The organism is Streptomyces sp. NPDC006265 (assembly GCF_040613555.1).
Lineage (GTDB): Bacteria > Actinomycetota > Actinomycetes > Streptomycetales > Streptomycetaceae > Streptomyces.
This window is the reverse complement of record NZ_JBEXSH010000145.1, coordinates 1-13767: the sequence shown is the minus strand read 5'-3', so window position 1 is coordinate 13767 and position 13767 is coordinate 1. Positions and strand designations below refer to the sequence as shown.

The window sequence follows — 13767 nt, the reverse complement described above, 5'->3', positions numbered from 1 at the left end:
GACGTGGCCACCGTGCACACCCCCTTCCACCGGCTCGTCCGTCGTCTTCATCGAACATCCACGACTGGCCCTGTACAGGGCGCCGAAGGACCCGGCCGTGGTGCCGGGCGGCCCGGTCATGGGGCCGTGTGGCCCATCGCCCGGTACAGGGGACGGGAGCACCCTGGACGTGGCAGGTTCGTACGCCCTGACTGGAGGCACGTCATGAACGCTCCCGCCACGACCGGCATGCTGCAGGCGTTGCCGGCCGAACACCGCCAGCGGCTGATGCGTTTCGCCCATGAGGTGTCGTTCCCGCAGGGCACCCGCCTCTTCGAGGAGGGCGGCCGCGCCGACCGGTTCTGGATCATCCGTACCGGCAGCGTCGACCTCGACATGCGCGTGCCCGGCCGCCGCGCGGCTGTCATCGAGACTCTCCGGCACAACGAACTCATCGGGTGGTCCTGGCTGTTCGCGCCACACGCCTGGCATCTGGGTGCCGAGGCGGCCAGCCCGGTGCGCGCCTACGAGTTCGACGCCACCGCGATCCGCTCGATGTGCCAGGACGATCCCGCGCTCGGCGCGAGCGTCGCCCAGTGGGTGGGCGAGGTCCTCGCTCACCGCCTGCGCTCGGCACGCACCCGGCTGCTGGACCTGTACGCCCCCTACGGCAGCGGCAGTCTCCTGTGAACGAGCCGACGCATCGAAGTGACAGCGCCGAAGGAGACATCATGCACGGTACCCCGCACATCGTCAGCGACGTGATGACCCACACCGTCGCCGCGATCGGCCGTGGCGCCTCCTTCAAGGAGATCGTCCGGATGATGCAGGAGTGGAAGGCCAGCGCCCTGCCCGTCCTGGAGGGCGAGGGCCGGGTCGTCGGCGTCGTGTCCGAGGCTGACCTGCTGCCCAAGGAGGAGTTCCGCGACAGCGACCCCGACCGGTACACCCAGCTGCGGCGCCTGTCCGACCTGGCGAAGGCCGGCGCGGTGACCGCCGGGGAGCTGATGACCTCGCCGGCCCTCACCGTCCACGCGAACGCGACGCTCGCCCAGGCCGCGCGGACCATGGCGCACGCCAGGGTCAAGCGGCTCCCCGTCGTCGACGACGGGGGGATGCTGCAGGGCATCGTCAGCCGCGCCGACCTGCTGAAGGTGTTCCTGCGTGATGACGAGGACATCGCGGAGGAGGTCCGCAGGGAGGTGGTGTCGTACCTCTTCCCCTACTCGACGCCGTCCGCACGCGTGACGGTGCGAGACGGGGTCGTGACGCTCAGCGGTCGTATCCGGGACAGGTCCCTGATCCCCGTGGCCGCACGTCTGATCCGGGCCGTTGAGGGTGTCGTGGACGTGAACTTCGACATCTCGGAGCACGACCGTTCCTCCGAGCCGCCCCCTGACCCGTCGAATCACAGCGAGAACGCCTCGTCCTCGTGACCCACCCAAGCAAACGATGAAGCATCGCGGCAAAGGCGGCCCAGGGCTGGCAACGTTGCGCCCAGGCCGACTTCCCCCCAGGCGCAGGACGACTTCTTCAGTACGCATCACGCAGCGAATCCATGACTCTCCTCTCCCCGTGGATGCGGTCGGCCCATCTACCCCGCCCAGGCCCGCAGGCACACGCGCGGCCGGTGGCGTCCCGTCGTAGGGGAAGAGCGAACTGCCGTGGACAGGTGATCCTTGCCTCCGTCGGCCCGTCGACCCGCCATCAGGCCACGGCCGATTGGGCCACAGAGGAGGCACGGCTGCGTGGTCTGCCGCTTCGCGTTGTCCACGCCAGCTCACCGCACCAGGTGAGCGAGGCCAGGATGGTCGTGTACGGACTGCGCCGGTGGGATGCCGCCGACTCTCCAACGGCCGACGGACTCCTTTCGGCGAACGCCGAAGCCGCCGCCCGACCCTCGTGTTCGTCCCGGACCATCTTTCCCGCACCCGCCGCTCCGGTGAGGTCGCGCTCGGCGTCGACCCCCGCGCCCCCGCGGCCCCCTCGAGGCGCTGGAAGCTGTCACCGATGGACCTGGAGTCGATCACCCGCTGGGAGGCGTATTCCCGGGCCGAGGACGAGATGCTGGTGCACGCAGCTATCGCTGAGGCACCGTGGTACGTCGTGGAGAGCGACGACAAGCGGCGGGCCCGGCTGAACATGATCGCCCGTCTACGGGACTCCGTGGCGTATCACGAAGTCCCGCCGCCCGTGCTCGATCTGCCGCCCAGGCCGGCATCGACCGGCCATAAGCGCCCGCCGCGTGATCTGCAGAGCTACCCCCCGGACCACGCGGCGAGCCTCTGAGGCGCCGGTCAGGCGTCGTGCACCGGGTGCGGTACGACGGCGACCGGGCAGGCGGAGTGGTGCAGTGCCGCGTGGGCGACCCGCCCGAGCTGGAGCCCGAAGCGACCCTCGCGACGCTTGGCGCCGACGACCAGCAGGTCGGCTTCGTGCGAGGCGTCGACCAGCACCCGTCGGGCGTGGCCCTCGACGGTACGCCTGCGCACACTGACGTCCGCCGGGACGCCCTGCACCGCCGCCTCCAGTTCCTCGGCCGCCTGCGCCTCGTGCAGGCGGGCGGGCTCACCGGCCAGCAGCGGGTGGTCGGTGGTCTCATGCGCGGGGCACCGCCAGGCCCGTAGGGCCTCCAGCTGCACGCCGCGTCGCCGCGCCTCCTCGGCGGCGAACCTCACGACCGCCGGCTCCTTCGCCTCGTCACCGACGCCCACGAGGACGCGGCCGTGGACCGGGGGCATCGCCTGGTTGTCGTGACTGCCGCGCAACACGATCACCGGGCAGTCGGCGTGGGCGGCGACGGCCAGGCTGACGGATCCGAGCAGCATCTCGGCGATGCCGCTGCGTCCTCGGGTGCCCACCACGAGCGCGCAGGCGTGCCGCCCCTCGCGCACCAGGGCGCATTCCGGCTCCTCGAACAGCACGTCAGCGGTCACCTTCAGGCCGTGATGCCTTGCGCGTGCCCGCTGAGCAGCGGCGCCGACGACGTCCTGGGGCAGAGGCAGCGTGGTCGGCTTGCCGATGTCCCGGGCGAGCGCGGCGCCCTCGTACCGTTCCCACAGGCAGGCGTACACCACCCGCAGCGGCACCCCGCGCAGCGCGGCCTCGTCGGCCGCCCAGTCGACGGCACGCAGGCTCGGCTCGGAACCGTCCACGCCCACGACCAGGGGCCCAAGGGCTCGTTCGGCCGGTGCGTTCATGATCTCCACTCCCTCAGGTGGTGCGTTCAGTCGTGCGCGATGACGGCGACGGGGGCGGTGGCGTGGTGCAGTACCGCGTGTGTGACGGATCCGATGCGGGCGCCGATCGGGCTGCGGCGGATCCGGCGGCCGACGACGACCAGCGATGCCTCGTGGGAGGCGTCGATGACGTGGTTGGCAGGGCTGCCGGAGCGGGACTCCTCGACGACCTCGACGTCCGGGTACTTCTGCCGCCAGGGGCTCAGGACCTTGGCCAGGGCGGCAGCGTCCTGTCGGCCCAGTTCGGCGTTGAGCTGGGGGTCGGCGGGCAGGCCGTAGGCGAAGTAGGGCGGCAGGTTCCAGCCGTGCACGACCTTCAGCGCGGTGCCACGGCGGGTGGCCTCCTCGAACGCGAAAGCGATCACCGTGTCATCGGGGTGGTCGGTGTCGAGGCCGAGCACCACGGGCCGGTAAGCGGTGGCGGCGGACGGGATGCCCGCAGGGTCCTTCTCGTGCTCGTCGGCGGCCTGCTCACCGGATCGCACGAGGACAACGGGTGTCTCGGTGCGAGCGATCACGGCCGCGCCCACGGACCCGACGAGGAATCCCCCGATCCCGCTCAGCCCGCGGGAGCCGAGGACCAGCAACTCAGCGTCCTTCGCCGCCTCCGCCAATGCGTCCGTCGGCCTGCCGGACATCTGCTCCATGGCCACGTCAACGCCCGGGTGGCGCAGGCGGAGTCCCTCAGCCGCCTCGCGCGCAATCCGCTCGCTCCAGTGCGCTTGCGTCTCCCCACCCAGGAGCGAGGCCTGCGCGATGGGCTCCGGGACGGGCTCCCACACGTGCACGAGCTTCAGCGGCAGGCCACGCAGCTTCGCCTCGCGGGCCGCCCATTCGGCGGCGGCACGACTCTCGGGCGAGCCGTCGAGGCCCACGGTGACGGTGCGGGACATGATGTCCTCCTCCTGATCGGGGTTCCGATCCCAGGGTGGTGGCGGGGCAGCGGCACGATGCAGAGACCACAGGTCCCCTGTCGGGGGCCGACAGGCCCCATGGACCGACGCGACGGGGTCCTCACCGCGGCATCCGGCGTCGCCGGCCGACGACAGAACGGTGCGTGCGAGCGGAGCGAAGTCAAGCGGTGGCGTCCAGGCGAGCCCAGCCTCGGCTTTCAGAGCGCTCGTGCGCAGTGTGCTCCCCGCGTGAGGCTTGCGGAGCGCCTGGCGATCGTGCCGCCGCCGGAGCTCACCCGGAACGGCTGCGACAGACAGAGCCGACAGTCGGTCGTCCCGGTGCCGTGTGGCCCCGCGGCGGAGCAGGTTGCGGGACCGATGTGCCTCGATCCATGGGGCCGTTCGGCCCCTTTTGGCCCAACGCTGTGAAGCAGCGCCGAAACGCGGTCGGGTGCCTGCTACACAGGAGATGCCGCCGGATGCGATGCGGCGTCCTTCCCAACCCACCCCCTGCCCGGGAGGCTTCATGCTGTCCGCAGAATCCGCCGCTGTGGTCCGTGCCACCCTGCCCGCCGTGGCCGGCGCGCTCGACGAGATCACCACCCGCTTCTACGGCGCGATGTTCCGCGACCGGCCGGAGCTGCTCGACGGGATGTTCAACCGCGGCAACCAGGCCAGCGGAGCCCAGCGCCGCGCACTGGCTGGCTCGATCGCCGGCTTCGCGACCGCGCTGCTCGACGATCCGGACACCCGCCCGGACACGCTGGTGGAACGGATCGCGCACAAGCACGCCGCAGTCGGCGTCACCGACGACCAATACACGATCGTCCACAAGTACCTGTTCGGGGCGATAGCCGAGGTCCTCGGCGATGCCGTCACCCCGGAGGTGGCGTCCGCCTGGGACGAGGTGTACTGGCTGATGGCCGGCGCCCTGATCGGCCGTGAGGCCCGCCTGTACCAGGACGCGGGCGTGGAACCCGGCAAGGTGTGGCGGCAGTGGACGGTCGTCGACCGCCGCACCGAGACCCCGGACGTGGTGTCCTTCCTGCTCCGCCCGGCCGACGGCCGGCCGGCCCCGCAGGCGCGTGCGGGCCAGTACGTGAGCGTGCGGGTCCTGATGGCCGACGGGATACACCAGCTGCGCCAGTACAGCCTGTCCTCGGACCCGGGCGGAGATCAGCGTCGGATCACCGTGAAACGGGTCGCCGGGACGGCCGACACCCCGGACGGCGAGGTCTCCAACGTGCTGCACGACCAGGTCCGCGAGGGCGACGAACTGACGCTCTCCGCACCCTTCGGCGACGTCTTCCTCGACGACCCGGCCGACGCCACCACTCCGGTCGTCCTCGTCTCCGCGGGCATCGGCGGCACCCCCATGACGAGCATTCTGGCCCATCTCACCGCCCTCAGCTCGACCCGCCCCGTGCTGGTCCTGCACGCCGACCGCTCCCCCGCCGACCACGCCCTGCGCACCGAGACGAGCAGACTGGCCGGGCAACTGCTGGGCGCCCGCGCCGTCTTCTGGTACGAGCACCCCGGCCCGGAGGAACCCGACGCCCGCGAAGGCCGGATGAACCTCGACGGCATCGAACTGCCGAAGAGCGCGACGGTGTTCCTGTGCGGGCCGCTGCCGTTCATGCGCGACGTCCGCGCACAGCTGCTGGGCGCCGGGGTTCCGGCACAGCGCATCCGCTACGAGGTCTTCGGCCCCGACCTGTGGCTGCCCGGCCCGGCGGCCTGAACGATGTCGGGACACCCCACCGCGCTTCCACGAGAGGACCCGGCATGACCAGCAATGACACTCAGACCACCGCTCCCGACGTGCTGCTGCGTGCGGACGGCGAGGTGGACGAGGAGACCCTGTCGTACGCCCGCACGAAAATCGACGCAGTCGTGGGCCGGCCGGGACTGCCCGCCGTCAGCGGCGAGGTGCACATCACCAGGGCGTGCGCCCACCACGCGGACCGTCCCTGGTCGGCAACGGCCTCCCTCCACGTCGGACGGCATGAAGTGGTCGTACTCGCCGAGGAGGCAAGCGGCCGCGAGCTCGTCGACCAGCTCCAGGACCGACTGCGCCGCCAGACCGACAAGGCCGCACACGCCGGACGCGCCGGACATCGGGCGGCGGCCCCGCCATGGCGCGGCGGCTCCGACACCCCACCTCCTGTCGCGGGCAGCAGCAGGCCGGCGGACTCTCACCCGGCGTGAGTCCGCGGTGAGTACACGCCCGGTCGGTGACGGTCCACCGACCGGGCCGCTGAGCTTCCCCGCCCCGGCATGTGATGGCCCGCCTCACGGGCCGTTCGGCCCGGACGGGTGACCAACGGGCCCACTGAGGGCGCAACAGACACAGGAAAAGCTGATGTTGTGCGGTTCCCGGCCGACGGGCGAGAACGAGAAGCTATGTGATGGCGAAGGCATATCTGGTGGGCAGCGGTATCGCGGCGCTCGCCGCGGCCACGTTCCTGATCCGCGACGGCGGATTCGACGGAGCGGACCACCTCTTCGAGGAACAGCGGCCTTCGGCGGCAGCCTGGACGAGGACAGCACGGCCAACGCCGACTACACCATGCGCGACGGGCGGATGTTCGAGGCCCAGTTCCGCTGTGCCTACGCCCGAGTAGAAGGTACGGTCGGCGGCGATCCGGTCGATCGGCAGAAGCGTCCCGTCCAGGATCACGAACGCCTTCATCGACGCGGCCCGTACGGCTTCGGCGAATGTGGGGGCGAGGGTGAGCAGGGCCGTCCGGCCCGCGCCCAGGCGCCGCCACGGTATACCGAGGGCGCGTCGGCGTTCCCTCAGGCGAGCGGCGAGGAAGCGGAGGGCAGAGCCGGGCACGTCGACGCCGGACGGGTGGACAAGCATGCGAAGCCTCTGGTGGAGACGGTTCTCTTGGTCGAAAACCCATATACCAGGGGCTTCATCCGTCTGTCAGTCCAACTTCCCAGCAAAGGCGAGAGGTTGGACAAGGCTCACTGCGCCCGCAGCGGCGCTATCGCGAACTCCGCCATTCCCTCGGTGAAAGTGACTTCAGGCTTCCAGCCGAGCTCGTCACGCAGCCGCTGCGAGGAGGCGGTGATGTGGCGGACGTCGCCGAGTCGGTACTCCCCCGTGACGACCGGCTTGAGGCCGGCGTGGGCGACGGCCAGCGCGCAGGCCATCTCGCCCACCGTGTGCGGATCGCCGCTGCCGACGTTGTACGCCCGCAGGCCACCCTCCGGAAGGCCGTCGGCAGCGTCCAGCGCCGTGAGGTTGGCGCCGGCGACATCGTGGACGTGGACGAAATCCCGTCGCTGCCCGCCGTCCTCGAAGACGCGCGGCGCTTCCCCCCGGGCGAGCGCGGACCGGAACAGGGAAGCGACACCGGCGTAGGGCGTGTCCCGCGGCATGCCCGGACCGTACACATTGTGGTACCGAAGAGCGGCGACCCGTCCGCCGGTCGACCGGGCCCACGCGGCGGCCAGGTGCTCCTGTGCCAGCTTGGTGGCCGCGTACACGTTACGCGGATCCGTCGGTGCGTCCTCCGTCACCAGGTCGGCGGTCAGCGCATCACCGCAGTGCGGGCACGGCGGCTCGAAGCGCCCTGCTTCCAGATCCGCCGGCCGACGAGGTCCGGGCCGTACGATGCCGTGCCGCGAGCACGCGTACCGTCCCTCGCCGTAGACGACCATCGAACTCGCCGACACCAGGCGGCGTACACCGGCGTCGGCCATGCCGGCCAGGAGCACGGCGGTGCCGAGGTCGTTGCAACCCACATAGTCCGGGGCGTCGGCGAAGTCCTTACCGAGACCGACCATCGCCGCCTGATGGCAGACGGCGTCCACTCCCCGCAGGGCATCGGCCACGGCCGCTCCGTCGCGGACATCGGCATTCCGCCAGTCGACTCCGTCGGGGATGGGCGGGTCCGTACGGTGGGCGGCAGGCAGCAGCGCATCGATGACGCGCACCTCATGTCCTGCACCTGTGAGGGCGGTGACGATGTGCGAGCCGATGAAGCCCGCACCTCCAGTGACCAGGATCAACATGCCACCGACCGTAGGGCCGAACACGCGGTCGCGGGCCGCTTGAACAGCGGACGTCAGGGGTTCGTAAGCATCACCGCGTCGGCGCGGCCTCGGCTGGGCCGAGCCGACGCCACCGTCAGGAGAACGAAGGCGGCAGCGAAGCCGAGCATGGTGAAGACCCCCTTGGGCCAGAAGATGTGGCTGTCGACGAACGACCAGCAAGCGGCGAACAGGACGGCGGCGCCCGGCAAGACCCGCACGCCGTGCCGGCGCCAGAGCACCGTACAGGTGGCGAACGAGGCCACGGCGAGTCCGTACACACCGGCCCGGCCCAGTTCGTCTCCGACGACGAACAGCGGCCCGGCCGCACCGCGCACGCCGTGGTCCACCACGGTGCCGGCGGATATGCCGGCCACCGCGTCCAGACCGGAGTAGTACGCGGCGAACCAGAGGCACCCGGCCCAGGAGACAACCGTCAGCGCCCCCTCCGCATCACGACGCGGCCTCCCCCACAGGGGGACCACCAGTCCGAGAACGAGAAGAGGGAAGACAGGCAGCAGGACGATGTGCATCCCAGCCCAGTGGCCGGCCGTCGATGCCGTCAGATGCCGGGGATGCATCAGACCGGCGATGGCCAACAGTAGAGGAGCCATGGTGACCAGAACTGTCACACGCACAGTACGGAAGGATCGCATCCTGGCACGTTAGGCAGCCGCCCCCTGCTCGGCCGCCCCCACGCGCCATGCGTAAGACCACCGTAAGACGGGCGGCCCGTCTGCGAGAGAGAACAACTCACCCGGCAGGCCGACGACGGCTGTCCCTGATCCTCCCCACGACCAGCCACACCGCCGTCACCGAGGCCACGACCACCAGCGCGACAAGCCAGTTGCGCGGATAATCCAGCGGCAGCACTGACGAATTGGCCGTCCTCCCCGGCCGGAGCAGCACCGGCAGCGCCACCGCCGTCAGCGAGCCCGCGACCAGCAGTGCCGCGCGGACCGGCCCGCGCACACCGCCCCGCACCAGCGCCGTTCCGACCAACAGCACCACCGGGGCGAGCACCACGTCGTGCAGCACGACCGCCCCGCCCAGCCACACCAGCACACCCCGCAGGTCGCGGACATCCATCAGCAGGGACACACCGACTCCCATGAGGGCCAGTCCTGCGGCCCCTGCCGTCACACGCAGCGCCTTCATGACAGCACCTCCAGTCGGCCGACCCACTTGGTCTGCAGCACACCCGGCCGGTTGGGGGCGATGAGCCGCGCCGGATAACCGTGGTCGGGGTCGAGTTCCTCACCGTTCAAAACCAGGGCGAGGAGGGTCAACGGGTCACGAGCGTGCTCGTGCCCCATCTCCGACACCCGGTAGCCCCCGCGCAATTGCAACGACACCACCCGCACCCGCGCATGCTCCGGCGCGCCCGCCCGCTCCAGCAAGTCCACCACGCGTACGCCGATCCAGCGCGCCGACTTGCTCCAGCCCTCCACACAGGCCATCGGCAACTCCACCTCGTGCTGCGGCAGAGCCCGCAGCTCATCCAGTGTCAGGGCGTACGACCGCGGACCCGTCACCACCAGGCGGTACTCCTCGTCGGGAATCCGCCCGACTCCGGCCGCCGAGGCGGTTCGGTTGACCGGCAGGGACTGCGGCCCCCTGTCCGGGTGACGGGGCGCCAACAGGAGAAGGTCCTTCAACGGAGTGAACGCCTGACCCACCGTGGTGAGGGTGACGGCCCCGACGGCTGCGCCCACCGCGGCCAGCAGCGACCGCCGGTCCGGGCCGTCCTGTTCCGGCAGGGCGAGCGTCCCGGGCGATCGGCGGCTCCAATGCCCCTTGATCTCCGTCGCCTTGACCGCGACGTGCAGTACCAACGCACCGACGACCAGCCACGCCACGGCGTAATGCACCGGCACGAACGAGAACGGCCATGGATACCACTGGGCCGTGTTCAGCAGCCCTGTCGCCAGCTCGAAAACGGCGCCGGCCACGAGCAACGCAACCGACAATCGCTCCAGGGCGTGCTGGACCGAACGCAACGGCGGCCATACGAACAACCGCGGATACACCGTCCACAGCTTCGCCAGCAGCAGAGGCACCGACGCGATACCCGAGGCGACATGGAGTCCCTGGGTGAGCCGATAGCCCCACGAGGGGCGGCTCGGCAGGCTGTCGGCCAGCCAGCCCGGGGGATGTTGCATGAGGTGACTGACCAGACCGGTGACGAAGCACAGGACGAATGCCACCCCCAACCACCGGCCGATCGCGGTCGCCGTGCGGGCGTCGTGCAATCTGCCTTTGAACACCGGTGGAGACACACTCAGTTTCATGTCCTCCATCCCACTCGGCGCATGGCCGTTCCGGAACGATTGAACTCTTACGGAACAGGGACATGCAGTTGACTCGGCGCTCGCCGCCGCTCGCGCACCGGCAAGCGCGGGGGAAAACCGAATTCCCGGTGCGGATGCCGTCGGCAGGCGGAACCCGGCGAGGGCGACGGGGCGAGCACATGAGCGGCGCAGTGGCCGGTCTGTCCCCTACGCCACAGCGATACTCCTCCATCCCGGACTCAGCCCAGGGGCCGATGCGGAGACCCAAGCCGCGAGACCTCGGTGCACGAGTACATCCTTGGCGCACGAAGTTCTTACGGAGGCATGACGCGGCGTCGGACTCCCGCCCCCCCCGCTGAATCCCGCCCGTAACCATGGGCGCAGCAGGCCTTGCCGCGGTGCGATCCGAAGCACGCGAGGCCCCATGTGGTCCGAACCATCAGAGGAATCCCATGCGACGCAACATGCGCAAGCGATCGAAGACGACGCAGCGAGCCATCGCCGCGGCGGCAGGTCTGGCTCTGGGGGCGGGAGGGTTGATAGCGGTCAACGTGTATGCCTCCGCCCATGAGAGCGGCGCCGGCAACTCGACGAGACGGGCCTCTCAGGAAGCAGATCAAGTCCTGGCGGCCGGAGCCTCCACGATCAGCTGCCCGGATGTCGGGGCGAAGCTGACCTCGGTCCCTGACCGGGCCAGGGCGCTGGTCGACAGGGAACTCGCGCTCCTCGACCAGCAGGTGGCCGAGGCATACCAGCGGCTGCAGAATTCGGCCAGGGCCATCCAGCAGGACAGCGCCTTCGCCGACAACGCGATCATGGGACCGCTGAAGAACAAGCGGGTCGCGACCATTGACCGCATCGCGATCATCATCGGCAGGTCGGGCCCCAGGCCGCAGGGGCTTGAAGCCCTCGCCGCGTGTTCGCTGCGCGCTTCCGACGACCAGCAGGGCACCGGCCAGGGGCAGGGTCAGGGCAACGGCGCCGGCCAGAACGGTAACGGCGGCCAGGGGGGCAATGGTCCGGTGGCCTCCGACTTCGTGAACATCACCACCGTCCAGCCGAATGTGCGGAGCCCCCGAACATCGCGCGGCGCTTCCAAGGGGATTTTCACCACTCGGTGCGGCGTCAACGCCAACAAGCTGTACAACTCCGACAACATCATCGTCGCCCCCGGTGTCGACAACGGCGCGCACCATACGCACGACTACATCGGCAACCAGGACAACGACGCGTTCACCACCAACGAGGAGTTCGCCGCCGCCGCGACCAGCTGCCGCAACCAGGGCGACAAGTCCACGTACTACTGGCCCGTGCTCCGTCTGCAGGACGGCACCCAGGAGTTCGACGCCAAGCAGCTCGGCGGCGGCGCCGAAGGCAACACCGGCCGAATCCTGACCGCCTCGAAGGTCACCCTGAACTTCGTCGGGAACCCGCGCGGCAAGGTCGTGGCGATGCCCAAGTTCCTGCGGATCATCACCGGCGACGCCAAAGCCTTCACCAACGGCACCGCCAACGCCAACGCCGCTTGGAGCTGCACCGGCTTCGAGGACCGGCAGCTGGCGGACAAGTACCCGATCTGCCCCCAAGGCAGCAAGCTGGTCCGTACATCCAAGTTCCAGAGCTGCTGGGACGGCCGGAGCATCGACAGCGCCAACCACCGCTCGCACGTCGCGTTCGCCGACCCGAGGACCGGTGCCTGCCCGGCCGGCTTCAAGGCCATCCCGCAACTCGTCCAGCGCCTCGTCTACGACGTGGACGCCCCCAGCCTCAACGACAACGGGAAATCCAGCCCCTTCTACGCGGTGGACGGCTTCCCGGAACAGATGCACAAGCCGATCACGGACCACGGCGACTTCATCAACGTCTTCGACAAGGGCTTGATGAACCGGATGGTCCAGTGCATCAACACCAGCCGAAAGTGCCAATGACTCCGTCTCCGGGAGACTGAGGCCCTCCAAGCCGGACCTGGCGCACTCGCACGCAGGACTGCGTCGAGAGCCGCATACGGGCGGACATGATGGCACGGGCCACAGAACGCACACCGCGCACAAGTGCCGTTCCCGTAGCCGTCCTGCCCCAGGTCGAAGACCTCGCGGGCGGTATGTCGTTTCAGGCATCGGATGGTCTCATGTCGGTTCTTGCCCTCCTGTGCGCGGCCTTCGTAGTACGCCCGGCGGGGTCCTCTACAGCACGATCGGGTTCGCGCTGCTGCCGGGCGCCTGGCTGGATCCAGCCAGGCGTCGCCGGCCGGTTTCCCGGGCGGCATGGGGGCCGGCGGCCGGGGTACTGGTCGCCCCGGTGCCTCCGATTGTTCATCTGCGGACCCCGCAGAGCCGCCATGACAACGTCGTCGCCATAAGCCAGGCCGTATGGGAATCGAACCTGCCGGCGACGGTCTGCTCCACCCGCCGGGGCCGACATCGCGTCCGGACGCAGGTCCGGCTCCCGGAGAGACAAGGGATCTGGCCGACCTGGCGCTCGCGCGGGGCCCGTCTTCTCGGACACGCTGGCCGGCATCGAGCTGCCCGCGGAGGAGATGCGCCACCGCGTGCCGGCTTTCCGGCGGATCGTCGTGGTCCGCGACGCCGTGGCGCGCACTCGGACAGCAACGCCCAGGAGATCGCGAAGAGTCCGATGCCGCGCTGGAACTTCCACGAGTGCGCCACCGAAGAGGTCGCCGGCGTCCGCGTCAGGGTCTGCGCGCCGGACGACGTCCCGTGCACCCACCGGTGCCTCGGTGCGAGCCCGGCGCGTCAGAAGGCCGGGGCGGACCGATCGGCGGGCTGGTTCCTGGTCATGAAGCATCTGATGCCGCTGGCACCGCAGTCCGGGGCGTCGATGGTGTGCGTCAGCTCGCGTCTCGGCATGGTCGGCATGCCGAACCAAACCCTGTACTCCGCCGCCAAGGGCGGCCTATCGCGCTCGCGCGCGGCGCCGCCAGAATGGGCGGACCGCGGCATCCGCGTCAGCCGGACCATGCGCTGCAGCACGCTTCAACCCCCAGCGCGGGGCCGCTGCCGACTCGTCGAGGCGGGGGTCTCCCGCAAAGGCAGGACTCCGGGGCCGCTCCGAAACCGGCGGACGCGGCGAACGCAAGGCTGATGCCGCACACGAGCGGTTGCAGTCCGAGACTGTCGTGCACACAGGCCCTAGTCTAGTAGATTGTCGCTGCTAAGTGTGGCTGTGATTGGTGGAGTTGACGGTCGGGCAGCCTCCCCTCGTCGCTTTCACTTCGGCCGGGCGGGGGTGCCATGTCGTCGCAGAAGAAGTATCCGGTTGCCTTGAGTGCTGAGGATCGTCAGGCGTTGGTGCGGGTGACCA

The 13767-nt window shown here is 70.1% G+C and carries 12 protein-coding genes and 3 pseudogenes; 8 read left to right on the top strand and 7 right to left on the bottom strand.

Annotation, left to right across the window (positions count from 1 at the left end; all coding sequences use genetic code 11):
- Window positions 1-204 precede the first annotated feature (204 nt).
- The 3 genes and pseudogenes from ABZ281_RS14765 to ABZ281_RS14755 all read left to right on the top strand — a co-directional run.
- On the top strand, window positions 205-669 hold the full coding sequence (locus ABZ281_RS14765; protein WP_356655501.1) for a cyclic nucleotide-binding domain-containing protein: 465 nt from the start codon (window positions 205-207) through the stop codon (window positions 667-669).
- A gap of 41 nt (window positions 670-710) precedes the next feature.
- Window positions 711-1415 (top strand): CBS domain-containing protein, encoded by a 705-nt coding sequence (locus ABZ281_RS14760; RefSeq protein ID WP_356655499.1) that lies wholly within the window; start codon window positions 711-713, stop codon window positions 1413-1415.
- Between the two features lie 553 nt (window positions 1416-1968).
- Window positions 1969-2268, top strand: a pseudogene (locus ABZ281_RS14755) (polyphosphate kinase 2); the annotation flags it as partial.
- An 8-nt stretch (window positions 2269-2276) separates the two neighbouring features.
- On the opposite strand, the gene ABZ281_RS14750 reads toward ABZ281_RS14755, so the two are convergent.
- Together ABZ281_RS14750 and ABZ281_RS14745 are read right to left on the bottom strand one after the other, a co-directional pair.
- Window positions 2277-3179: a universal stress protein gene (locus ABZ281_RS14750; protein WP_356655497.1), complete on the bottom strand. Its 903-nt coding sequence runs from the start codon at window positions 3177-3179 to the stop codon at window positions 2277-2279.
- A 26-nt stretch (window positions 3180-3205) separates the two neighbouring features.
- The gene (locus ABZ281_RS14745; RefSeq protein WP_356655495.1) at window positions 3206-4111 is read right to left on the bottom strand and encodes a universal stress protein; all 906 of its coding nucleotides are present in this window, start codon (window positions 4109-4111) and stop codon (window positions 3206-3208) included.
- 526 nt (window positions 4112-4637) lie between these two features.
- Here ABZ281_RS14745 and ABZ281_RS14740 point away from each other — a divergent pair.
- The 3 genes and pseudogenes from ABZ281_RS14740 to ABZ281_RS14730 all read left to right on the top strand — a co-directional run.
- Window positions 4638-5852 (top strand): globin domain-containing protein, encoded by a 1215-nt coding sequence (locus ABZ281_RS14740; protein ID WP_356655493.1) that lies wholly within the window; start codon window positions 4638-4640, stop codon window positions 5850-5852.
- 44 nt (window positions 5853-5896) lie between these two features.
- Window positions 5897-6319, top strand: a complete 423-nt coding sequence (locus ABZ281_RS14735) for a hypothetical protein (protein ID WP_356655491.1) — start codon at window positions 5897-5899, stop codon at window positions 6317-6319.
- Window positions 6320-6519: 200 nt separating this feature from the next.
- Window positions 6520-6725, top strand: a pseudogene (locus tag ABZ281_RS14730) (oleate hydratase); the annotation flags it as partial.
- Here ABZ281_RS14730 and ABZ281_RS14725 read toward each other — a convergent pair.
- From ABZ281_RS14725 to ABZ281_RS14705, 5 genes and pseudogenes are all read right to left on the bottom strand, one after another.
- Window positions 6726-6977, bottom strand: a pseudogene (locus ABZ281_RS14725) (IS5/IS1182 family transposase); the annotation flags it as partial.
- Between the two features lie 107 nt (window positions 6978-7084).
- Entirely contained in the window at window positions 7085-8137 is a 1053-nt protein-coding gene (locus tag ABZ281_RS14720; RefSeq protein ID WP_356655489.1) for an NAD-dependent epimerase/dehydratase family protein, read from the bottom strand.
- A 53-nt stretch (window positions 8138-8190) separates the two neighbouring features.
- Window positions 8191-8769, bottom strand: coding sequence for a hypothetical protein (locus ABZ281_RS14715; protein WP_356655487.1), 579 nt, complete (start codon window positions 8767-8769; stop codon window positions 8191-8193).
- Between the two features lie 139 nt (window positions 8770-8908).
- Complete coding sequence (locus tag ABZ281_RS14710) at window positions 8909-9313, bottom strand: hypothetical protein (RefSeq protein ID WP_356655485.1); 405 nt, start codon at window positions 9311-9313, stop codon at window positions 8909-8911.
- Entirely contained in the window at window positions 9310-10455 is a 1146-nt protein-coding gene (locus tag ABZ281_RS14705; protein WP_356655483.1) for a molybdopterin-dependent oxidoreductase, read from the bottom strand. Before ABZ281_RS14705 ends, ABZ281_RS14710 begins: the two co-directional genes overlap by 4 nt.
- Window positions 10456-10898: 443 nt before the next feature.
- On the opposite strand from ABZ281_RS14705, the gene ABZ281_RS14700 reads away from it, so the two are divergent.
- Entirely contained in the window at window positions 10899-12374 is a 1476-nt protein-coding gene (locus ABZ281_RS14700) for a DUF1996 domain-containing protein (protein WP_356655481.1), read from the top strand.
- 706 nt (window positions 12375-13080) lie between these two features.
- Complete coding sequence (locus ABZ281_RS14695) at window positions 13081-13548, top strand: SDR family oxidoreductase (protein WP_356655479.1); 468 nt, start codon at window positions 13081-13083, stop codon at window positions 13546-13548.
- Window positions 13549-13767 lie beyond the last annotated feature (219 nt).

Bases quoted from the DNA above. Each gene is read 5' to 3' on its own strand.
- ABZ281_RS14765 (WP_356655501.1), top strand. From the start codon at position 205: ATGAACGCTCCCGCCACGACCGGCATGCTGCAGGCGTTGCCGGCCGAA.
- ABZ281_RS14760 (WP_356655499.1), top strand. From the start codon at position 711: ATGCACGGTACCCCGCACATCGTCAGCGACGTGATGACCCACACCGTC.
- ABZ281_RS14750 (WP_356655497.1), bottom strand. From the start codon at position 3,179: ATGAACGCACCGGCCGAACGAGCCCTTGGGCCCCTGGTCGTGGGCGTG.
- ABZ281_RS14745 (WP_356655495.1), bottom strand. From the start codon at position 4,111: ATGTCCCGCACCGTCACCGTGGGCCTCGACGGCTCGCCCGAGAGTCGT.
- ABZ281_RS14740 (WP_356655493.1), top strand. From the start codon at position 4,638: ATGCTGTCCGCAGAATCCGCCGCTGTGGTCCGTGCCACCCTGCCCGCC.
- ABZ281_RS14735 (WP_356655491.1), top strand. From the start codon at position 5,897: ATGACCAGCAATGACACTCAGACCACCGCTCCCGACGTGCTGCTGCGT.
- ABZ281_RS14720 (WP_356655489.1), bottom strand. From the start codon at position 8,137: ATGTTGATCCTGGTCACTGGAGGTGCGGGCTTCATCGGCTCGCACATC.
- ABZ281_RS14715 (WP_356655487.1), bottom strand. From the start codon at position 8,769: ATGGCTCCTCTACTGTTGGCCATCGCCGGTCTGATGCATCCCCGGCAT.
- ABZ281_RS14710 (WP_356655485.1), bottom strand. From the start codon at position 9,313: ATGAAGGCGCTGCGTGTGACGGCAGGGGCCGCAGGACTGGCCCTCATG.
- ABZ281_RS14705 (WP_356655483.1), bottom strand. From the start codon at position 10,455: ATGGAGGACATGAAACTGAGTGTGTCTCCACCGGTGTTCAAAGGCAGA.
- ABZ281_RS14700 (WP_356655481.1), top strand. From the start codon at position 10,899: ATGCGACGCAACATGCGCAAGCGATCGAAGACGACGCAGCGAGCCATC.
- ABZ281_RS14695 (WP_356655479.1), top strand. From the start codon at position 13,081: ATGCCGCGCTGGAACTTCCACGAGTGCGCCACCGAAGAGGTCGCCGGC.